The following is a 21,134-nucleotide window of genomic DNA, read 5'->3' as shown; positions in this document are numbered from 1 at the left end:
CCTTCACAGGGTTACGACGGGTTCGAGGGGGTTGACGGATTTTGGCTCTGTTGACGTTTCTCCAAGGCGGCGGTGCGCCGTGCCTCTTCGGTTTGCATGAAAGATTGGATGCGTTCTTCCAGCACGGCTGGCACAGGGACCGGCACCAATTTGGTACGCAGGATCGAGGCACCCTCGGCGGTATAGGAATATTTGCTGGCGTAAGTCGCGTCGACTTGGCTTGTTGTGACGGTTTTGTCCTTGCTGATCGAAATTCCGCCTTTGGTGAAAAACTTGCCGGTGACGGAGGTGGTTTTCTTGTTTCCTTTGGTATTCACCTGCGATTTGTGTTCATAGCTGCGCTCGCGGGTGATTTTGATGGCGATCTTCACTTCGATGATCGTATCGACAAATTGGTAGAAGGTGGGGGCAAAGCCGAGTTCCATCATCGAATGCCGCACCGGCACGCGGATTTCGATATCTTCTTTGCCATTGGGCATCGTGACATCATGGTTTCCGTCATCACTGACTTGCCCGCCGACTTCGGTGATCACCTTTTTCATCATGTCGATCATCACGCCGGTCTGATCGGGTTTCACATTGCCGCTGACCGCATCATCCATGATCGCGTAGGCCATGGCTTCTTTCGGGGTCATGTATTCATAGCCAAAGAACACCCGGCTATCGTCAAAGGTGACATTGCCTTCTTCGTCGTAAACGGTGGTGAGGCCGCCCATCATCTCGGCGGTGTTGATCGAATTGGCATCCAGCTTGGTTTGGCCATCTGCGATGGCAAAGGCCATTTCGCGGATCATGTCGCCCATCGGGACGTTGAGCAGTTCCTGTCCAATACCCATGATATGCTCCTTTCCGCCCGAAGGCGCGTTTCAACTCGTCACTCTATGTCTTGTTCGTAAGCCCGCTTGAGGACTTGGCTCAGCATGTTTGGAGGCGGCAAAGAGACCAGCCGCGCCGCAATGGACGACATGCCCTCCGCCGAAACCGAATATTTGCGCGCGTACCCCACATCGACGCTTGCCGCCGCCATGAAAACCCCCACGCCAACGCCCGCCTGAACCCCGACATTGAGCGAGATTTCCTTGCTCTCGGTGATCGTGAAAGACAGCTTTGCCTCTACTGTTGCTTCCGTGAAGCTGTAGAAGGCGGGCACGAAACCAAGCGTCAGCAGGTTGTAGCTTTTGTCGCCAACTTCCACTTCGGTTTGCGCCATCTCGCTGGCGAGGGCCACGGAGTTGCGATCCAAGGCCCACTGCGCCTGCGCGACCGAACTGCCCAGTCGTTCAACGATTTCGGGCAGTGGCGCCGAAAGCAATTGCCGGGTTACTTTGGAGGCGACGGCCATGGCTTAGCCCCCACTCTGCGCGAGGAATTCTTTTACCGTCTCAAGGAATTGCGGTGGCGCGGGGATCGAGACAAGCCGGGCCGAGATGGTGGAATTGCCGGTGATATTGGTCTCGAACTGTTTGCCGTAGCGCACATCCAGCGAGGCTCCGACCGCGATCGTTCGGTTGCCGGTGTTTTGCTGCACCATGCTGGCCGACGAACTGCGTGAGAATTCTTGCGTGACGGTGATCCCCTCGCTGCCCGAAAGCGCGATATTGCTTGAGCTGGAGGTAATAAGCACCAGCGTGAAGCTGTCGCCTTCGTTGCACAAATGGGTGACATTTCCGCTGGCGCTGGCTTGCACGCGCACGCTGGCATGGGCGTTGACATCATTGGCTAGATTGAGCGCAAAGGCCTCGGCACTCTCTGCTGCCGCACCTCCGACAGCCGCGCCGCGCAAGGTGAAATCAACAGATTTGATCGTGACCTTTTTGCCAGCAACATCGGAGAGCCCAACCGCTTCATAAAGATAGACAAAGCCATTGCCGTTCCCTTGATCCCCGGCGCGTTGATCGGGGGACACATTCGACATCTGATGCGAGGCGTCACCGTCCACCCAGATGTAATAGTCGGGTCCGTCGACGATCAGATGCACCACCCGATGTGCTTGCATCTCGGTTTCGTCAGGCACGTTCATCGCGCGCCATTCGCTTTCGCCCAATGCTTCGACGGTGATATTTCCCGCTGGTGCACCATTTGCCACGAGCCGCGCCCGAACGGCCTCTGCCCGCCGTTCCGAAAGGCGCTGATTGTAGGGATCCGAGCCTGTGCGGCTGGCATAGCCTCGCACCTTTACGGGCCGATTGCGCGCGCGCATGTAGCCTGCGAAATTTAGCAGTGAGCTATCATGTGCCGGACGAATGAATTCTTTGTCGACGTCGAAATAAACCGAATGCATCGGCATTCCCGGTGCAATGAGGCGTGTGTTGAACCTCGCGCCCTGAATCGCGTCGCGCACCTTTGCCGCATAATTCGCCAGCGAATTGGACCGTGAAACGGTGACGCTGGTCGCATTGTTGAGCACATAAGTTTCATCGGCATCTGGGTTCGCGCGGATGCGGATCAACCCCCGGTCAAAGCCCGCGCCAACGAAGGCCACATCATTGGCGGTGCAGATCACCTTGTCTGCAGGAGCCGTGGTGGTGGGTACCGGGTCGATTGGGGTGCACTGACTTTGGGGGATGGCACGGCTGATGTCGCTGCGCCCACGCAACGTATCTGACAACGCTTCAACTCTTTCACGCGCCGTGGTTCCCGCCAGTTGATAATTCTCTCCACCGACCGTGAGGGCGCCGGTCGATGTATTGGAAATGCTAATTTGTGCCGAACGGGTCCGGGTCGCGGTGGAAGAACCGCTTTCCGTCGAACTGCTGCTTTCATTACTTTCTTCGTTCTCGGTCGAGGTGCTGGAGTAGGAACCATCCAGATGCACGCCAAGGCTCAGATCTTTGGCCACCCGTAGCGACAACTGTAGCGAACAGGCGATATCTGCATATTGGTAGTGGTAGAAAGCGGGCATCAGCCCCATTTCATAAAGCGACTTGCCGCCCAGATTGTCGCGCGGCGCCAGAAATTCGCCCATCTGATCGACCGAGTTTTCGTCCAGCGCCTTTTGCGCTTCCGCGATAGACAGGCCAAGCGCCTTGATGAATTCGGCCACGCTGGCATCGGCGAGAACTTCGCCGGGGGTCATATCTTCGATATCGGGCATGTCGCTATCCTTTCTGGAAAGCCCCGGCATGAAGCGGGTGCAGGATCAGGGAAGACCGGTTGCCTCCTTTCTTGGCGCCGGTCCCCGGCTTTTGGGCAATGGGGTTGCGCGCTCGGCCGAGACTTTCCCCGGACGGACGGTGAAATAATCGTGGCGACGCTGCAGGTCGCGCAGGCGGCGTTGTTCAATGGCAAGGCCGCGTTGCAGCCATGCGAGCAGCGTTTCCGCCACCTTTAGCGGCGCTTGGCTTGTGGAAAGCGCGCAAGCGCGCTCAAGCGCAAGCCTTGCTGGTTTGGTGTGTCCCGCGCAGGCGAGGTTCACCCCGAGACGCTCCAAAATGGTGGCATGGTCGCGTTGCTGCACCGCAAGCGGGGCCCCCTGCGCGGTGTAATGCGCATCGGCCCTTTCGCAAAATTCGATCACCGGTTCATGGGCGCCAGAACATTCCAAAGCCTCCAGCACGCATTGCGTGTAATGGCGAAAGAACACCTCTGGCGCGCGGCTCGCTTGCGAAAGGCGGAGCGCTTCCCGGTAATGTCGCAAGGCTTCGGCATAATCGCCGCGCAGCGCAGCCAGTTTGCCCGCTTCGGCAATGCCCATGTGGTGTTGCAGAGCATAAGAACCAGCACTCTCGGCGTGGCGCGTCTCGGCTTCCGCTTCCGGGGGAGGTTTGGATTTTGTGCGCTGCATCAGCGGACCTCCTCTGCCGGATCAAAAAGCTCGGCATGGACGCCCGCGCTGGAAAGTGCCTCACGCAGGATGCGCGCTTGCAGTTCCGGCAGTGCGAAAGGCAAGCGCATTGGGAACCGTCGCAGCCCGGTGTCGGGCAGATCAAATCCAAGGTCTTGCAGCAAGCGCGCCAAATCGGCTGGGTTCGGGGCCGCAATGATTTCGATCCCGAGATTGAGGAAGGTCACGAGTTCTGCGCGGACGTCTAGCCCTGCTGCCCCAAAATGCTCCAGCATCGGCCCGACCTGTTCGGCAGGTTGTGCATCTGCGATAATGATCGGGAGCGTTTCAAAAAGTTGGGGGGCGATCTCGGGCGGAACCTCTGTCAGATCGGCCAAAGCCGCCAACGCGGCATCGGTTGGAGCGCCGCCGGTCAACACAAGGTCAAACCGTTCAAAAGCGGCATTCACGATCCGCAGGGCGCTGATACGGTGATGCACTGACCAAATCGCATCGGCCTCGGTGCGGCTAAGCCCGGTGGCAAGGCAGCCTTGTTCCGCAAGAAGCGGCACCCCACGGCGGCGCAAGTCTGCCAAGAGCCGCGCCTGCACTGCCGTATCGGTTTCGCCCAAGAACAGGTCATATTGTGCCGTGTCTGGGTTGGATACGATCAAACTCGCACCGGGGCCGAGCCGTTCCTCTAAGGCAGAGATCGTTGCCGGACTAACACGTCCCAAGACCACGCAAGGGGTATTGGCCATAAGCTGTGCTGCCGCACTTTCCGTCATGCCCAGAAACGTGCCCAGAGCTTTAACGATCTCACGATAACGCCCAGCGTCGGACACATGAAGCGCGACATCGAAGAGTTCTGCTGCGGCAGGTAAGGGCTCTTCTTCCCCGCAAATGGAAATCTCGCAGCCAAGGTTGCGTAACAGGCCCGCCATCTGCCCCGCCAAGGTTTCGGGAAGGCCTTCCACCAACACGCATGGAGCCCGGTAAATGGCTGCCATGACCTCTTGAACAGAAAGGCCGAGCCCATGCGCGATTGCCGCGGCATTTGCTGGCGCAGCGCCCCCGATTGACTCGATGATCAGCCGACATTTGGGTCCGGCTTCGTCCGACGCGGAATAGGAAGCGAGCGCCTGCGTCATGCAGCCCCCCCCGAACATGAAAAACTCGCCACGAAATAGAAGGCCACGCGGCATTCTCTTTCTCAGCGTGTGGGGGAATCCCCCCTTGCGTCAAGATTTTTAGTCTCTGCGGTGCGGCGTCAAACGCGCCCCTAAAACCCCCGTCACAAATTTTGTTGGACCGAAAAATGATTCGCTCCCTACACTGATAGGTGTTGCCGGGGAGGTGGAAGCCTTAGCCGGAACAACAGGCGAAACAGAGGAAATAAAATATATAACAGTAGGTTAGGGAGTGTCGAAATGTCCTTTCTTGAATGGGTTCAAAGACGGTTGATTGCGCATGGGTTCAATCCCGGGATCGTGGATGGGATCTGGGGGCGCAACACGTTGGCGGCGACAATGGCGTTTCAGACCTCCCGAAATCTGCCCGCGACGGGCACTTTGAACGAGGCCACCGTCGCGGCTTTGCGCGCGACGCCTGGCCAGCAAGCGGCACCGGCCCTCACGCCCTCTGCTGAACCGCCGCGTCAGGATTTGCTCGACCATTTTCCGTGGATGGCGCTGGCTCTGCGGAAAAAGGGGCTGCATGAAGGCCGCGACAATGCCGAGTTGCGGGCCTTTTTGCGGTCTGATGGGAAAACGCTTGGGGATCCGGCCAGTTTGCCGTGGTGCGGTGACTTTGTGGAGACCTGTGTTGCGGTGACGATGCCCGATGTGATTGTGCCCAACAATCCCTATCTTGCGCGCAACTGGTTGCACTTTGGTCAGACCGTCAATCCGTGCTTCGGGGCGATCTTGGTTTTCTGGCGCGGCTCGCGTTCGGGGACGAGCGGCCATGTTGGCTTTTATTATTCCGAAGATGATGACGTTTATCATGTGCTGGGCGGCAATCAGTCGAACAAGATCTCTGTGACCAGTCTCAAGAAAGATCGTCTGCTGGGGGCGCGTTTGCCGAGTGTGGGGGGGCCGTATCCACGCAAGATGGTCACCTCTCAGGCGGACTGGCAGCTTACGACAAACGAATACTGATGCCGCATAACCCTCGGGCCGTGGCTCGATAGGGCGCGTTGTTTCGCGCCAAGCTGCCGCATCGCGGCATACCCGCCATGCAGGTGATCTTGCGCGGTTGTCCGGCCCTATATCGGCTGATAGGGCAGGGCGAAGATAATGCGGGTAATGACCATGACTGATGCAACGACCGACCCTGTGGTGGTGCGCCATCGCATGCTGGAGCGCTATGCGACAACGGCGCTGAAAGCGGGGCGCGTGATGATGGAAAGCGGGGCCTCTGTCGGCGTGGTGCATCGTGGGATTACCATGCTTGCCAAGGGCTTCGGGGCAGAAACGGTTGGCCTGCGCTCGGGCTATGCGTCGATTTCTATGACCCTTCATGCCGAGGGCAACACGATCACCCGGATGCTGCAGGTGGGGCGGCTTGGCGTGAACCACCGGCTTGATTTGGCCGTGCGTGAGTTGTGTTCGCGCGCCGAGGCGGGGCGGATGAGCGTTGAAGAGGTCGAGGCGGAGCTTGAGCGGCTCGTTCGCGTGACACCGCGCCACCCGGTTTGGTTCATCTCGGTCGCTGTTGGGCTTGCTTGCGCGGCCTTTGGGCGGCTCTTGGGCATCGACTGGGCGGCTTTTTTGCCGGTTTTGGCGGCGGGGACGATTGGCCAATACATCCGCCACCATCTGATGCACCGGGGCACCAATGTGTTTTTGGTGGCTGGGGCGATTGCCTTCATCGCCGCCTCGCTTGGTGGTTTGGGCGCTTTGGCCACGGGCAGCGATACGGCGCAGCTGGCGATGATGGCTTCGATCCTGCTTTTGGTGCCCGGCGTGCCTTCAACCAATGCGCAGACCGATATCATGAATGGCTACCCGACGATGGGCAGCGCGCGGGCGGTATGGGTGCTGATGGTGATGATCTTTGCCTCCGTCGGCGTGTGGTTCGCGCAATCGCTTTGGGGCATGGGGGGCTAAGATGATCGAGCTAATTCCGCATCTTCTGCATCAGGCGCTGTTCGGGGCTTTGGCCGCTGCTGGCTTTGGCGTGCTCTTTAACTTCGGGGTGCGCGCCTTGCCTTGGTGCGCTGCGGCGGGGGCGCTGGCGCTGGCGGTGCGCACCTTTGGCCAAGACCTTGCATGGAGCCTTGAAGGCGCGACCTTTGCCGCAGCCATCGTCACCAGCTTCACCGTCTCGTTCCTGCATCGCCAATTGGGCCCGGCGTGCAATGCCGTGGCGCTGGCGGGTTGCATTCCGATGGTGCCGGGGGCCTTTTTGGGGCAGGCGCTCTTGGGGCTTTTTGCGCTGACCGCCCCCAATGTGGCCGAGCCCCATGTTTTGCTGACCGATGCGGCGGTGAGCATGATCCGGGTGATCTTTACCCTTGGCGCGATTGGCGCAGGCTTGGCCATTCCGGCACAACTCCTGCGCAATCAAGACTTCTGAGCGGCTTTTGCCCTGAGCCTACTGATACCACGCCTTCACGGGCCGCGTGATCCCAGTGGGTTGGTCTTGCGTGACGCTGCGGTGGACGTTTGTCTGCACCTCCACCGTTGCATCGCGGCCTTTCACAAAGCTCTGTTCGCGCACGATCTCTCGATACGCTTTGTTGAGCGCCAGCGCGCGGGTGGGGGAGGGGTAGAGCAGCTGCGAGACATCGGCGCGGAACGCCGCGACAGGCGCCGGGGTCAACTCCCCCGTCTCGGTCAGGTAGCGGCTGATCACCTCCATATTCCCGCGCAACTCATCGCCCGCGCCATTTTGCGCCAAGTAATGCGCATATTCGGGCGCGCCATCGGTGCGGATCATCTCGGGAATATCGTAAAGCCCACGCAGGCTCCAATGCCACCAGCCACCATGGCCCAGCGTGGCGGGCAGCTTGCGGGGGAAGGCAAAGGTATCATCATCATTCGCGCCAATGCCGCCGTGGCAGCCCATGCAAAAGACGGTTTCTTCAAAGCTTTGCGGGCGTAGGTCGCCCGTCGCATCTTCAATGAATCCTTGCAGCCGCCAGCCGGTGCCATTGGTGACGCCTTCTTCGGAAGAGCCAAAGAAAAGCGCGATCCGGTCCGGAAAATCGACCCGTTCTTTCGATTCAGCCAGCGCCCCTTCCTTGCGGTCGAAATAGGTCTGCCAGCGGGTTTTGCGCATGTAGCGCAACTCTTTCAGCCGTGCCGCCATGCGGATTTGGCCGGTCGCGTCATCGACATCAATATAGCGCACCGTGTGCAAAAACTCGGTGCCAAGCGGATAAAGTCCAGCCGCCAAAGGCGCTTCGCCTGTTTCTTGCAGCAGCCGTGCGCGGCCCACGTAAGACATCGTGCGCCCCTCTTTCGGGGCCCAGTCAAAGGCGATGTTAAGCGCTTGGCCCAGCGTGCCATCTTTATCAAGATCGACGCCCAAGGCGCGCTCATCGGTCGGTTCAATCGGCACCGGCGCCCGGCGAATGAGCGCCTCGGTGATGGCGAGGTTTACCTTGTAAACGATGCGGCTTTCGGAGCCATCTTCGGCTTGGCGGTAAGCCTCAGGTAGGCGGATCATCACATCATCCGTTGCGCCATTGGTTGGCCAAAAGGCGCCGTTGAGCGGATAATAGGCGAAAGCGCGCCATCCGGTCATTTGCCCATCGGAGCCAATGTCAAAGCCGTCACGATCGAAGTTATAGGTCACATCGGGGGTGAACCCATCCCAGGTGCCATTGCCATCCACATCCCAGTCGGGCGGCAGATCGGCCAGCCGCTCGGCCAAAAGGTTGCGCCCGTTTTCATCTAGGTAATTGCCCTGCCGGATGTAGTCCAAAATCTCGGTGTCGCTCACCTGCGCCACAGCCGCGTGGCGATCGACGAATAGGTTCGTCCAAGGGTTTTCAAGCGCCGGTTCGGGGAAGCTATAGGCCGTTTGCAGATCATCATCATTGATGTAATGCGGCGCGCGCGAACGCACATGGCAGGTGAAACAGGGGTTATGTACCGCGCCGGTTTCATCTTCGGTTTTCGTGTAGCACTGCGGCGGAATATAGGCGGTGCGGTTGTGCAAAAGGGTCGATTTCAGATCCACTGTCATCGGTTCGGCAGCGGCGGTCGCGGCCAGCAGCATCAGGGTCGCACCGGCAGACAGGGTCTTCATCGGGTCTCTCGCAGGATTGGGGAATGAAAAACGGGGAGGGCGAACCCTCCCCGCACACGTCATTGCAAAGTCTTACTTCGCGTCGAGGGCCGGCATCGGGCCGATATAGCCCACATAGGCGCGCGCATCGGCGGCGTCTTGCATCTTGTCTTCATCCGATTCCCCATAGGGGTGCTGCACGACGGCCATGATGTAGGCGTGGCCGCCGATGTTCGGGTAGAAGTAGGGCGAGGTGGTTTCCGAGCCATAAGGGGTCGAGAACACACGGGTCAGTTCGCCCGAACCAAGGTTCATCGCCCAGATCACGTCGTTTTGGTGACCCGAGCCGGTGTCTTCGCCGATGATCAGCGTGTTGGTGCCCGGCATATAGGTGATGTTGTCCGGGTTCGCGATGCCGTTGATATCGCAGCTATTGGCCTCGGCCGCCGCACCACACATATTGTGCGCAGAGTCGCAGTTCGGGTCCGCCGCCGCGGCGATGGCTTCTTCGCTCATCGGTTTGCCCGAGATCAGCGCTTTCATCGTGGTGGCGTTGTAGTCTCTATCAACATCCAGCGCGAAGACGGTACCGCATTTGTTTTCCGGCAGTTGGATCGCGTCACGGCTCGCAAGGTCACGCTTGTCGCCCGCTTCCATGCCTTTGGCCACTTCCGACATCGCCACGTAAAGCTGGTTGGTGTCGGGGTTGAAGGTGATGCCTTCCATTTTGCGGAACTCGGTCGACGCGCCCATCATCGAAGCGTAACGACGCGTTTCGATGCGCGAGGCCACGGCTTCCATGCCCGGTTTCACTTTCAGGCATTGCTTCACGCCTTCGGCGTTCGAAGGAGCAAAGCCGTCGGCGCAGGTATCGCCTTCGCCCAGATCGGTCGCTTCGAAGATGTCGGAGAATGCCGGTTTCTTAGCGATGGCTTCGGCGATTTCGGCATCCGTGGCATGGCCCAGATCGACCCATTCGAGCGTTGCCGCACCGCCGTTTTCGGCCGAGGTTTGCACCCATTTGGCAGCGTAAAGCGTGCCCGCCGACAGATCGCCCGCTTCATCGGCGACAAATTTGAACAGGCCGACGTTGGTGCCATCATCCGAGATATAGGCGGTTTTCTGGTCGGGCATCACATAGGCAAGCTCAACCGCAACGCGGCCCATCGCGTAATGCTTGGCGGCTTTGGCCGTGCCATCTTCCGAAACGGTGATCTCGGTCGGGAAGCCGTAGGCATAGGGGTTAAAGACCGTACGGAATTGCGCGATGTCCATTTTCGCCGGGTCAACGCCGAAGAAGCGCACCATCGGGAAGTAGTAGTCATCAATGTCTTCGAGCGACGCGGCTTTTTCGATCGCTTCGGCATCGGCGGGGTATTCTTCCGAACCGAGGTGCGTGCCCCACGGCGTAACCGAACCCGCGCAGGGAACCCAAAGACCGCCAAGATCTTTGAACTCAACCGGCTTGGTCGAAACCGGGGTCAGTTTGCCGTCGGCGTCTTGGTGCAATTCGCTGACATACATCGCACCGGGGCGCGATTCGAAATGGGTGATCGAGTAAAGCTTGTCGCCCACCGGCAGGAGCGAGGTGAAGTCGGCATCGACCGAAAGCGCCTCAGAACCATCTTCTTCGGTCACGATCGCGCCGTTTTCATCGACCAAAGCGCCAAAGGTGCCCTCGCCAATTTTGTCGCCAGTGCGGGCCAGAACATTGTAACCGATGGCATATTCGGTGCCGTCGATAACGATTTTGTCCGAGGCGATCACCGCGCGTTTGGCAGCATCATCTGCGGCGAAGGGCACTTCGGAAAAGCTGATATCGGCGGCAAAGGCCAGCGTCGGCAGCGCCAAAAGCGCGGTGGCGCCAAGCAGGGCAGATTTGAAGGTCATGGGACTCACCTGTTCCAATATGGTTGGGGTGAGGCTGTCCCTAGAGGGGCTATGCGACGCTCCGTTAACGTTTGTGTAACGGTTTCACGACGCGTCCGGTGGGCCGGGGCGGAAGCTTGTCTGCACCACAGTGTGGCTGTGCTCGTGACCGTGTTCGTGGCCATGCTCCCCATGCGGATGGGCATGGCTGTGGCGTGGCCCATCGTGCCCCACCGGAATAAGGGCAAGCGCCCCATGCGCCACGCCACGTTCCAAAAATTGCGCCTCTGCCGCGCGGGTAAGTGTGCCGAGCGTGCCCCGCGTCACCTCGATTTCAAGCGAGGTGGTATGGTCCAGCGGCACCGAAAGCGCGGCGACGGTGCGGTCATGCGTATCCAAGCGGCGCTGGGCAAGCCGCGCGCCCAAATTGCGCACCGATTGATCGACCGTGCAGGACATCACCGCCAAGCACGGCGCCTCGGGCGGGGCGTCGGGGCGGGTGGCAAGCGCGCGCCGCACCAGATCCCGGATCGCTTCCGAGCGGTTGCCCGCGCCGCTTTGTGCCATGAAAAGATCAAGCTCTTCAGCGATTTCATCGGTCAAAGTGATCGTGATGCGCTGCATGGAAACCCTTTCTTTCCAGTGGTCACTGACTTACCGCTTTGATTTTCCTGTAAATTCGTGCGTCAGGCAATGGTTTTTGCTTGCGTGCCTTTGCGGTATGACTAATCTTTCAAAAAATCACACGACCCGGAGGAAGTCCATGCCATCCAAAGCTGTCCGCATCGTCGCGCTGACCTCTTTGCCGCTTCTGGCTCTCGCAGCTATCCCGGCGCAGGCGCATTTTTTAGAAATCCTGCCCGATGCCGACGTGCTGCCCGAAGGGGGGGTGGTGACGCTCGGTCTCACCTTCACCCATCCGTTTGAAGGGGGGCCGGTGATGCAACTCGATCGCCCCGCCGCTGTGGGTGTGGTCGCGGGCGGTGTGGCAAGTGATCTTTCCTCGGCTTTGACCGAGGCCCCGCAGAGCGACGCGATGGCGTGGCAGCTTAAGGCCGATCTTCCAGAGCCGGGGGCGGCGGTCTTCTGGGTCACCCCGCAGCCCTATTGGGAGCCAGCCGAGGGCAAGATGATCGTGCATCATGCCAAGGTGGTGGTGGATAGCTGGGCCAGCGGGGAGGGCTGGGATCAGATGGTTGGTCTGCCGGTCGAAATTCGCCCGCTGACGCGGCCCACAGGGCTTTGGGCCGGTAATCTCTTTTCTGGTGTGGTGATGAAGGGGGATGCCCCTCTTCCTTTCGCCGAGATCGAGGTGGAATGGGTAAATGACGGCAGCCTGAGCGCCCCGAATGACGCCTTTGTCACGCAGGTCATTACGGCTGACGCCAATGGCACCTTTTCCTATGCCATGCCCTTTGCAGGCTGGTGGGGCTTTGCCGCGCTGACCGAGGCGGATGCGCCGATGACCGCCCCCACGGGCGAACAGATCCCGGTTGAGGAAGGTGCGCTGATCTGGGTACATACGACGGCGCCGGGGCAATAAGATGGCGCATATTCCTGACGGATTGCTGACCCTTCCGGTGCTGATTGGCACGGGCGCGCTCGCGGCGGGCGGTGTGGCGCTTGGCCTGCGCGCGCTGGATGATCGGGCGATCCCGCGCGTGGCGCTTTTGGCCGCCGTCTTCTTTGCCGCCTCCTTGGTGGCGGTGCCGGTTGGGCCGTCCAGCGTGCATTTGATGCTTTCGGGGCTGATGGGCGTGATGCTGGGCTGGGGGATATTCCCCGCTGTTTTGGTCGCCTTGGCTTTGCAAGCGGCGCTCTTTGGCATGGGCGGGCTCACGACGCTTGGCACCAATACGCTCAACATCGCCTTGCCCGGCGCTTTGGTGGGCATGGTGTTGGGGCCAATGATCCGCTCTGCCACCAGCCCCGCGCGCGCCGGGGCCTTGGCGGCGCTCGGCGCGGTTTTGGCGGTGGCGGGCACGGCGGCGGGGGTGGCTGTGGCGCTGTTCCTCTCTGCGCCCGAATTCACCCCGGCGGTGAAGGTGCTGGGCCTGACCTATCTGCCTTTGGCCCTTGTCGAGGCGGGGGTGAGCGGGGCGATTGTCACCTTCCTTGCGCGGGTCGAGCCGCACGCGCTACATCCAAACCTGCATTCTGTCGAAGACCTGCCCGCATGACCCGACTGACCCTTCTGCCGCTGACACTCATCGCCACGCTGGCCATCGCAAGCCCCGCCGCCGCGCATGGGATGAAGGTTTTTGCGAAAGTCGTTGGGGGCGAGGTTTCGGGCTATGGCTTCTTTATTGGCGGGGGGCGCCCGCAAGGTGTGACGTGGCAGGCCGATATGGGCGCGACCGCTTTGGCCGAAGGGCAAACCGATGCGACGGGCGGCTTTGCTTTTGCCGCGCCCAAGGCGGTCACGGCGCCGGTGATCATCACGCTCAACACCGGCGATGGCCATGTCGCCCGCGCCACCTTGGGGCCCGAGCGCTTCGGCGCGGCTCCCGTTGCACCGCCTGCGCAACATGAAAACACGCCAGCCCCGGCGGCCTCCGCGCCCGATGTTACCGCGCTCGTTGAAGCCGCCGTTGCCCGCGAAGTTGCGCCGCTGATGGAGCGCCTTGAGCAGATGGACAATCGGATGCGGATGACAGATCTGATGTCGGGGATTTTTCTGATCATCGGGCTGGCAGGCATGGCGCTTTGGGCGCGCGGTCGGCGCAAGTGACCCTTTGGCCCAAGGATCTGCGTGCGCGCCTTTTGGCGGGTTTTACGGCGCTCCTGTGCATCGCGCCGCTTCCCGCACTCGTCCCTGCGCTGGCGGCGCTTGTCCTTGTGCTCGCCCTTTATCTGCTTGAGCGGCGCGCGCTGCCGTGGCGACGCTTGCTGCATCTGGAAGCCTTTCTGCTTCTTGTGCTGATCACCGTGCCGTTTGCGCTGCCGGGCAAAACTCTGCTCGCCCTTGGCCCGTTCACCGCAAGCCTAGAGGGGCTTTTGCGCGCCCTGACGCTGGTGGCCAAGGTCACCGCTTCGGTGCTGCTGCTCTCGGCCCTGTTTGCCGAGACCGTGCCTGAGCAGTTGGGCCGCGCTTTGCGGGACTTGCGCGTGCCCGAGCCTTTGGTGCGCATTTTCCTTGGGCTGGTGCGTTACCTTGCCCTGATCCGGGGAGAGATGGCGCGGCTGCAACAAGCCATGCGCGCGCGCAGCTTTCGCCCCGGCACCAACCTACACACATGGCGCGCTTACGGCTGGCTGATTGGTATGATGCTGTTGCGCGCGCTCGCCCGTGCTGACCGGGTGGAAGAGGCAATGCGGCTGCGCCATTATGTCGGTCGGCTCCCGCATGGGGCCGCGCCACTCGTTGGCAAAGCGGACCTGATCCGCGCCATCGCCCTGCCGGGGGCGTTTTTCCTGATCTTGATCTGGGGGCTGATATGATCCCGCTTGTGACCTTGAGCGATGTCGAAATCCGCCGCGAGGGGCGGGCGGTGATTTCCCATGCGAGCCTCAGTTTGAAGATGGGCGAGCGGCTCGCCATTGTCGGCCCGAATGGCGCGGGCAAAACCACGCTCTTGCGCACCATCATTGGTTTGGAGCGTGCCGCGGCGGGCAAGGTCGTCCTTTTTGGGCAAGACTGCGCGCGCGAGGCTGATTTCCGCACCGCCCGCCGCCGCATCGGCTTTTTGTTCCAAGACAGTGATGACCAACTCTTTTGCCCAAGCGTGGTGGAAGATGTGGCCTTTGGTCCGTTGAACCTTGGGGCTTCCGAGGCGGAGGCCCGCGCCATGGCGCTCGAAGCGCTCGAAGGGCTCGGCCTTGCCCATCTGGCGGAGCGGTTCACGCATAAACTCTCGGGCGGGGAGAAGCGTCTCGTTTGTTTGGCGGGGCTTTTGGCGATGCGCCCCGATGTGTTGCTGCTTGATGAGCCAACGAATGGGGTCGATGCCGAAAACGGTGCGCGGCTGCGCGCGGCGCTTGCGGCTTTTGAGGGCGCGATGGTGCTCGTTTCGCATGATGATGGGTTCGTGGCAGAGCTTGCCACCCGTGCGATGGTGCTGCGTGATGGGGTGCTGCATCCGGCGGAAATCCATGCCCATCCGCATTTCCACGCCCACCCTCATATCCACCCGGTCTGAGGGCGAGCGCGCACCTCGAATCTCTATAAAAAAATGGCACAATTTGGCCTTGTGGAAGCTTTGCTTCCGGCCTCGGGGTCCTGGTGGAAGGTTGTAAACCACACCTGATTTTCGCCCTGGGGGCGTTTATTCTTGATAGGCTTGCAACCTGTAATTGAAAAATTGCGCAATCCGCACTCCAAAATGCAATTCGTGAATGTGTTTCCGTGGCCGATGCTGCCCGTTTGACAGGAGAATAGGTCCGAAGCGGTGCCATATTCTTGGCGGTTCACTCTGCGCCTGTGCACCTTCATCTAGCCCTGTGAAATAAAGCGTGCTTTCGCTTTTTTCACGCGCTGCCTTCGGGCGCTTTTGTGCGGGCGAGGCGGTCAGTGGCAGGGCCTTCGGTCAAATGCGCGGCCGCCGTTATGACCGAAACTGACGAAAATGTCAGCCCGCATGACCTAACGCCTTTTGGCGGTCGCGCGGCTCCGTTTTTAGGGCCCCGACGGGCCGAATTTTGCCCGGTGTTTTCGTTTGAACCGCCCCCCCGCCAAGGCGCATTTTTAAGGTGTTCTAAGCGGAGGACCATTTTGCAGGGTCTCGATGACACGCTCGGCCAGATACTGACCGCGCATCGCAAGGATCCGCGCAGGCTCGTTCAGATCCTGCGCGCGGTGCAACGCGAGGCGGGTTGGATTTCGCCCGAGATTGCCGCCTTCTTGGCGGACGAACTCTGCATGCCGATTTCGCGCATCCATGCGGTCGTGCAATTCTACGCCTTCCTTTATGACCGCCCGGTGGGCCGTTACCGGGTGCTGTTCTCCGACAACATCATCGACCGGATGCTGGGCTCTGTCGCGCTGCGCCAGCATATGCAGCGCCGCATGAAGGTGGGGCGCGGCGAAGTCAGTGCCGATGGGTTGGTGAGCATCGACACCACATCTTGCACCGGCATGGGCGACCAAGGTCCGGCGCTGATGATCAACAATCGCCAGATCGTGCGGCTGACCACGCGGCGGATCGACGAGATTTGCGATCTGATGCGCGATGGTGCGCCGCTTGAAGACTGGCCAAGTCACTACTTTACGATCTCGGACCGTATCCGCCGGGCCGAGAGCCTGCTGGGCACCTCTTATGTGCCCGGCAAGGCACTGGCGCAGGCCATCGAGCTGGGTCCCCAAGGCGTACTCGATGACCTGCGCCGCTCCAATCTGCGCGGCCGGGGCGGTGCGGGTTTCACCACCGCGATGAAATGGGAGCTGTGCGCCGAGGTTGAGGCCGAAACGCGCTACATCATCTGCAATGCCGATGAGGGCGAGCCGGGCACGTTCAAAGACCGGGTGCTGCTCAATTCCTTTGCCGAACGCATTTTTGAAGGCATGGCGATTGGCGGCTATGCGATTGGCGCGCGCCACGGCGTGATCTATCTGCGCGGCGAATATGATTATTTGCGCGCGTCTTTGGAAGTGAAACTCGCCGGGATGCGCCAACGCGGGCTTTTGGGCACCAATGTGCTGGGCGTGCCGGGGTTTGATTTTGATATCGAAATCCAGATGGGTGCGGGCGCTTATATCTGCGGCGAAGAAACCGCGCTGATCGAAAGCCTTGAAGGCAAGCCGGGCCGCCCGCGTATTCGCCCGCCCTTCCCGGTAACGCGCGGCTATAAGGACATGCCGAGCGTGGTGAACAACGTCGAGACGCTGTGCAAAGTGGTCGAGGTGATGCGCATCGGCGGGCGGGCCTATGCGCTTTTGGGCACCAAGCAATCCACCGGCTCCAAGTTGATTTCGGTTTCGGGCGATGTGGCACGGCCCGGCGTTTACGAATATCCCTTTGGGGTGCGCATCCAGACCGTGCTCGATGACTGCGGGGCGACCGATGTTGCAGCGGTGCAAATTTCGGGCGCGGGGGGCATGACGCTTGCCCCGCATGAATTTGGGCGCCGGATTGCCTTTGAAGATGTGCCGACCTCGGGCGCGTTCATGGTGTTCAACCGCTCGCGCGATATGTTCGAGGTGGCGCGCAATTTCATGCATTTCTTTGCCCATGAAAGCTGCGGCTTTTGCACGCCGTGCCGGGTGGGCTGTGCGCTTTCGGCCTCGATCATGGATAAGATCGCGGCGGGGCTTGGCGCGCAATATGAGCTGAATGAACTCACCCGCCTTGGCGCGGTGATGCGGACCTCAAGCCATTGTGGGCTCGGCCAAACTGCCGGAAATGCGGTGGCCGATACGTTGCAAAAGTTCCGCCCTGATTACGAGCGCCGCCTGATGGCGGGTGATTTCGCCCCGGCCTTTGATCTTGATGCGGCGCTCGAACGCGCGCGCCAAGTGACGGGCCGCGAAGATGCGCAAGCGCATCTGGAGGGCGTGGCATGAGCATCCGCAACAGCTTCACCATTGATGGCGAGCGGGTGGATTTCGAGCCCGGCCAGTCGATCTTACAAGCCGCACTGGTGGCGGGGGTCTTTATTCCGCATCTGTGCTTCCACCCAGAATTTTCCGCGCATGGTAGCTGCAAGCTGTGCACCGTGGTGGTGAACGGGCGCAACGGCTCTGCCTGCACCATCGCGGCCATGCCGGGGCAAGAGGTGCGTTCGGACACGCCCGAGCTGAACCAGCGCCGCCGGATGCTTTTGCAAATGTTGTTTGTCGAGGGCAATCACTTCTGCCCCGGCTGTGAGAAATCGGGGAATTGTAAGCTTCAGGCGATGGCCTATGAGCTGGAGATGTTCAACGACCATTTCCAACACTTTTTCCCCGATCGCGGCCCCGTCGACGCATCGCACCCCGAAGTGATGCTCGACCGGAACCGCTGTATCCAGTGTGAGTTATGTGTGCGTGCGAGCCGCGACATCGACGGTAAAGAGGTCTTCTCCCTCGCCGGTCGTGGTCCCGCGTCGCATCTTGTGGTCAACGCTGCCTCCGGTCTGCTGGGCGATACGCCTTTCGCCGCGACCGATAAGGCGGCAGAGGTCTGTCCGGTGGGGGCGATTATGGTGAAGCGGGTCGGCTTCACCGCCCCCATCGGCAGACGCAAATATGACGGGGCCTCGATCCGTGATCAGATCGAGCATCCCGCACCGGCGCAGGAGGGCTAAGCGATGCAAGCCCCCACGCTGGACCGCAGCCCCGAGACCGCCGAGACCACGCGCAAATTGCGGGTCGCCACGGCGTCGCTCTCTGGCTGCTTTGGTTGCCATATGTCTTTGCTCGATATTGATGCGCGCATCACCGAGCTTGTGAAACTGGTCGAATTCGACCGCTCCCCCCTCACCGATATCAAGACCTGCGGGCCTTGCGATATTGGCCTTGTCGAAGGGGCCGTGGCGAATTCGGAAAATGTACATGTGCTGCGCGAGTTACGCGCAAACTGCCAGATACTCATCGCGCTCGGTGCCTGCGCGGTGAATGGTGGCCTGCCTGCTCAACGCAACCATCTCGATGTGGGCGAGATGCTTGAAGATGTCTACCGCGACATTGACGAGGGGCTGCCTTGCGTCCCGGACGCCCCAGAACTGCCGCTCCTGCTCGACAGGGTAAGGCCAGTCAACGAGGTCGTCCGGGTCGATTATTTCATCCCCGGCTGCCCGCCGTCTGGGGACACGCTCTGGAAATATCTCACCGATCTGATCGGGGGGCGGATGCCGCGCCTTGATTACGACCTGTTCCGCTACGACTGAAAGCCTGCCGATGTTCGCCGCCTCTCTTGAAACTGCCTCCGAACCGCGCAAGTTGCGCCGTGTCGCGATTGACCCGGTCACGCGCGTGGAAGGGCATGGCAAGGTGACGATCTTGCTTGATGAGGCCAATAAGGTGCATCAAGTGCGCCTGCATATCGTCGAAGTGCGCGGGTTTGAAAAATTCATCGAAGGCCGCCCCTATTGGGAAGTGCCGGTCTCGGTGCAGCGGCTGTGCGGCATTTGCCCGGTGAGCCACCATCTGGCCGCAGCCAAGGCAATGGACCAAATCGCGGGCTATGACCTGCTTACGCCCACGGCGGAGAAACTGCGCCGCCTGATGCATTACGGGCAGATGGTGCAAAGCCATGCGGTGCATTTCTATCACCTGGCCTCGCCCGATTTGCTTTTGGGGTTCGATAGCGAACCGACCCGGCGCAACATCGTGGGCGTTCTGGAAGACTTCCCGCAAATCGCGACCGAGGGCGTTTTGGTGCGCCGCTTCGGGCAAGAGGTGATCCGCGCAACCGCGGGCAAACGGGTGCATGGCACAGGGGCGGTTCCCGGTGGCATGAACAAAGCGCTGTCGCGCGATGACCGCGAAATGCTGCGCGCCGATGTCGATCAGGTGATCGATTGGACGGTGGGCGCCATTCGCATGGTGGAACGGCTGCATGAGACGAAGCCCGCGTTCTACAACCACTTCGGCGAAGTGGCTGGGAACATGCTCGGCCTCGTCAATGCCTCGGGGGCGGCCGATTACTACAACGGCACGTTGCGCGCCCGCGACGCGGCCGGAAATATCATCTTCGACCGTGTGAAAGACGCAAGCTACCGGGATGTGCTTGAGGAGGAAGTGAAATCCTGGAGCTACATGAAGTTCCCCCATATCAAGGCGATCGGCTCGGAGGAGGGCTGGTACCGGGTGGGGCCGCTGGCACGGATTCAGGTCTGTGATCTTCTAACCTCCGAGAGGGCAGAGGCTGAACGCCAGCGGCTCCTGGCTGTAGGGGGCGGCAAGCCGCTTCATGGGACGCTGTTTTATCATTGGGCGCGGCTGGTGGAGCTGCTGCATGCGGCAGAATTGATCCGCAATCTGCTGGACGATCCGACGATCTGTGCCACCGATCTGATGGCCGATAAGGGGGAGCGGCGCTTCCATGCGGTGGGGGTGATCGAGGCGCCGCGCGGTACCTTGTTCCACGAATATAAGGTGGGCGAAGATGATCTGGTCACCTATTGCAACCTGATCGTCTCCACCACCAACAACAATCAGGCGATGAACGAGGCGATCCGCAAGGTTGCTGTGCAGTATCTGGATGGGCACGAAATCACCGAGCCACTTCTCAACCACATCGAAGTGGCGATCCGGGCCTATGACCCCTGTCTTTCTTGCGCGACCCACGCACTGGGACTGATGCCCTTGCAGGTGGAATTGGTCGATGCCGACGGGATCGTTTTGTCAGATGTGCGGCGCGGCATGGACGGAGGTGTCTCATGCTCCGTTCCGGGGTAAGCCCGCGCGTGGTGATTTTCGCCTGGGGCAATGAGACCCGGGGCGATGACGGCTTGGGTCCTCGGATGGCGGCGCGGATTGCGGCCTCTGGCTGGACGCATATCACCTTGATCGAGGATTTTCAGCTTCAGGTCGAACACGCGCTCGACCTTGTGGGCCAAGATTTCGTGCTGTTCATTGATGCCGGGCGCGGCACGCCGGGGCCCTATGTTTTTGCCCGCACCGCGCCGCATCGGATCATGACGCACACCAGCCACGGGGTTGGTCCGGAATCGGTGCTTGAAGCCTACCGGCAGGTGATGAATGACGACCCGCCGCCCTCGTTCGTTTTGTGCCTGCGGGGAGAAAACTTTGATCTTGAAGAACGGCTTAGCCCCGAGGCGCTTTCTAACCTCGCGGATGCTTGGGGCTTTTTGATCCCACTTCTGTCTTCGCCCGAGCTTGAAAAATGGGACACCGCGCAGACAGGTGGGGCCGAAACGATCGTCCCCCCCACGGCGCAAGAATTGCGTCCGGCGGCAGAATAGGGGGCGGTCATGTGTCTTGGGGTTCCAGTTCAGATCGAGGCGCTGTTGGAGGGGCAAATGGCGCAGGTCACGCTTGAGGGCAACGCGCGGAAAATCTCTGTCGCGATGATCGAGGCTCCCGCGCTTGGCGATTACGTCACTGTCCATGCGGGCATGGCTTGGGACAAGCTTGAGCCCGAAGAGGCACAAGAAATTCTTGCCGCCATTGAGCTTGCTTGCCTGCCGCCCGGCGCGATTGTCTAGGCTGCATTTCCCGAACGGACGGGCCGGTTAAGCCTAAAGTTGTGTGCTCTCACCCCTTGCGCGATCACCGACAGGGGATATGCTAACTTCAACCAACATCCGCAGAGCCTTTCGCTGCGCAGGACATCATGCCCACCAAGGAAAGCTTGCCCCGCCACGACCTGCCCAGTCTCGACCC

22 protein-coding genes are annotated in these 21,134 nt (G+C 60.7%); 14 read left to right on the top strand and 8 right to left on the bottom strand.

From position 1 onward, the window contains the following. Window positions 1-11: 11 nt before the first annotated feature. From CRO18_RS00555 to CRO18_RS00535, 5 genes are read right to left on the bottom strand one after another with little or no spacing between them, the layout of a single operon-like run. Window positions 12-836 carry a hypothetical protein gene (locus CRO18_RS00555; RefSeq protein WP_212710038.1) on the bottom strand — a complete coding sequence of 275 codons (825 nt, stop codon included), beginning with the start codon at window positions 834-836 and terminating at the stop codon, window positions 12-14. 38 nt (window positions 837-874) lie between these two features. After that, entirely contained in the window at window positions 875-1,342 is a 468-nt protein-coding gene (locus CRO18_RS00550; RefSeq protein WP_097080693.1) for a hypothetical protein, read from the bottom strand. Window positions 1,343-1,345: 3 nt separating this feature from the next. Beyond that, on the bottom strand, window positions 1,346-3,094 hold the full coding sequence (locus tag CRO18_RS00545; protein ID WP_170952511.1) for an OmpA family protein: 1,749 nt from the start codon (window positions 3,092-3,094) through the stop codon (window positions 1,346-1,348). A gap of 45 nt (window positions 3,095-3,139) precedes the next feature. Next, window positions 3,140-3,784, bottom strand: coding sequence for a hypothetical protein (locus tag CRO18_RS00540; RefSeq protein WP_212710037.1), 645 nt, complete (start codon window positions 3,782-3,784; stop codon window positions 3,140-3,142). Beyond that, window positions 3,784-4,773: a hypothetical protein gene (locus CRO18_RS00535; RefSeq protein WP_143128579.1), complete on the bottom strand. Its 990-nt coding sequence runs from the start codon at window positions 4,771-4,773 to the stop codon at window positions 3,784-3,786. The genes CRO18_RS00540 and CRO18_RS00535 overlap by 1 nt, the downstream gene beginning before the upstream one ends. 420 nt (window positions 4,774-5,193) lie before the next feature. Between CRO18_RS00535 and CRO18_RS00530 the strand changes: the two genes are divergently transcribed. The 3 genes from CRO18_RS00530 to CRO18_RS00520 all read left to right on the top strand — a co-directional run bounded on the left by CRO18_RS00530 (window position 5,194) and on the right by CRO18_RS00520 (window position 7,342). After that, window positions 5,194-5,922, top strand: a complete 729-nt coding sequence (locus tag CRO18_RS00530) for a peptidoglycan-binding protein (protein ID WP_097080690.1) — start codon at window positions 5,194-5,196, stop codon at window positions 5,920-5,922. A 153-nt stretch (window positions 5,923-6,075) separates the two neighbouring features. Continuing rightward, entirely contained in the window at window positions 6,076-6,873 is a 798-nt protein-coding gene (locus tag CRO18_RS00525; protein ID WP_083952006.1) for a threonine/serine exporter family protein, read from the top strand. 1 nt (window position 6,874) lies between these two features. Next, on the top strand, window positions 6,875-7,342 hold the full coding sequence (locus CRO18_RS00520) for a threonine/serine exporter family protein (protein ID WP_076484160.1): 468 nt from the start codon (window positions 6,875-6,877) through the stop codon (window positions 7,340-7,342). Window positions 7,343-7,360: 18 nt separating this feature from the next. Here the strand turns inward: CRO18_RS00520 and CRO18_RS00515 are convergent, their stop codons facing one another. The 3 genes from CRO18_RS00515 to nikR all read right to left on the bottom strand — a co-directional run bounded on the left by CRO18_RS00515 (window position 7,361) and on the right by nikR (window position 11,494). Beyond that, window positions 7,361-9,022, bottom strand: coding sequence for a hypothetical protein (locus tag CRO18_RS00515; RefSeq protein ID WP_097080689.1), 1,662 nt, complete (start codon window positions 9,020-9,022; stop codon window positions 7,361-7,363). Window positions 9,023-9,094: 72 nt separating this feature from the next. Further along, window positions 9,095-10,891, bottom strand: coding sequence for a PhoX family phosphatase (locus CRO18_RS00510; RefSeq protein ID WP_097080688.1), 1,797 nt, complete (start codon window positions 10,889-10,891; stop codon window positions 9,095-9,097). A gap of 84 nt (window positions 10,892-10,975) precedes the next feature. Beyond that, window positions 10,976-11,494 (bottom strand): nickel-responsive transcriptional regulator NikR, encoded by a 519-nt coding sequence (gene nikR / locus CRO18_RS00505; RefSeq protein WP_097080687.1) that lies wholly within the window; start codon window positions 11,492-11,494, stop codon window positions 10,976-10,978. Between the two features lie 139 nt (window positions 11,495-11,633). Between nikR and CRO18_RS00500 the strand changes: the two genes are divergently transcribed. The 11 genes from CRO18_RS00500 to CRO18_RS00450 all read left to right on the top strand — a co-directional run bounded on the left by CRO18_RS00500 (window position 11,634) and on the right by CRO18_RS00450 (window position 20,956). Continuing rightward, window positions 11,634-12,413, top strand: coding sequence for a DUF4198 domain-containing protein (locus CRO18_RS00500; RefSeq protein ID WP_097080686.1), 780 nt, complete (start codon window positions 11,634-11,636; stop codon window positions 12,411-12,413). Between the two features lies 1 nt (window position 12,414). Continuing rightward, complete coding sequence (cbiM, locus tag CRO18_RS00495; protein ID WP_097080685.1) at window positions 12,415-13,050, top strand: cobalt transporter CbiM; 636 nt, start codon at window positions 12,415-12,417, stop codon at window positions 13,048-13,050. After that, window positions 13,047-13,601: a cobalamin biosynthesis protein CbiL gene (locus CRO18_RS00490; RefSeq protein ID WP_097080684.1), complete on the top strand. Its 555-nt coding sequence runs from the start codon at window positions 13,047-13,049 to the stop codon at window positions 13,599-13,601. The genes cbiM and CRO18_RS00490 overlap by 4 nt, the downstream gene beginning before the upstream one ends. Next, window positions 13,598-14,311 carry a cobalt ECF transporter T component CbiQ gene (gene cbiQ / locus CRO18_RS00485; RefSeq protein WP_097081084.1) on the top strand — a complete coding sequence of 238 codons (714 nt, stop codon included), beginning with the start codon at window positions 13,598-13,600 and terminating at the stop codon, window positions 14,309-14,311. Before CRO18_RS00490 ends, cbiQ begins: the two co-directional genes overlap by 4 nt. After that, window positions 14,308-15,009: an energy-coupling factor ABC transporter ATP-binding protein gene (locus CRO18_RS00480; protein ID WP_097080683.1), complete on the top strand. Its 702-nt coding sequence runs from the start codon at window positions 14,308-14,310 to the stop codon at window positions 15,007-15,009. Before cbiQ ends, CRO18_RS00480 begins: the two co-directional genes overlap by 4 nt. 572 nt (window positions 15,010-15,581) lie before the next feature. Further along, window positions 15,582-17,369, top strand: coding sequence for an NAD(P)H-dependent oxidoreductase subunit E (locus tag CRO18_RS00475; RefSeq protein ID WP_249275958.1), 1,788 nt, complete (start codon window positions 15,582-15,584; stop codon window positions 17,367-17,369). Beyond that, a complete protein-coding gene (locus CRO18_RS00470; RefSeq protein ID WP_170952510.1) occupies window positions 17,366-18,091 on the top strand; it encodes a 2Fe-2S iron-sulfur cluster-binding protein in 726 nt (241 codons plus the stop codon). Before CRO18_RS00475 ends, CRO18_RS00470 begins: the two co-directional genes overlap by 4 nt. Window positions 18,092-18,094: 3 nt before the next feature. Beyond that, the gene (locus CRO18_RS00465; RefSeq protein ID WP_097080681.1) at window positions 18,095-18,673 is read left to right on the top strand and encodes an NADP oxidoreductase; all 579 of its coding nucleotides are present in this window, start codon (window positions 18,095-18,097) and stop codon (window positions 18,671-18,673) included. A 10-nt stretch (window positions 18,674-18,683) separates the two neighbouring features. After that, entirely contained in the window at window positions 18,684-20,186 is a 1,503-nt protein-coding gene (locus CRO18_RS00460) for a Ni/Fe hydrogenase subunit alpha (RefSeq protein WP_097080680.1), read from the top strand. Continuing rightward, entirely contained in the window at window positions 20,168-20,713 is a 546-nt protein-coding gene (locus tag CRO18_RS00455) for a hydrogenase maturation protease (protein WP_076484148.1), read from the top strand. Before CRO18_RS00460 ends, CRO18_RS00455 begins: the two co-directional genes overlap by 19 nt. A 9-nt stretch (window positions 20,714-20,722) precedes the next feature. After that, window positions 20,723-20,956 (top strand): HypC/HybG/HupF family hydrogenase formation chaperone, encoded by a 234-nt coding sequence (locus CRO18_RS00450; RefSeq protein WP_076484147.1) that lies wholly within the window; start codon window positions 20,723-20,725, stop codon window positions 20,954-20,956. Window positions 20,957-21,134 lie beyond the last annotated feature (178 nt).

Source organism: Rhodobacter sp. JA431, from assembly GCF_900217725.1.
GTDB lineage: Bacteria > Pseudomonadota > Alphaproteobacteria > Rhodobacterales > Rhodobacteraceae > Rhodobacter > Rhodobacter aestuarii.
Note: the sequence above shows the minus strand (reverse complement) of the source record. Positions and strands in the feature narration are given on the sequence as shown.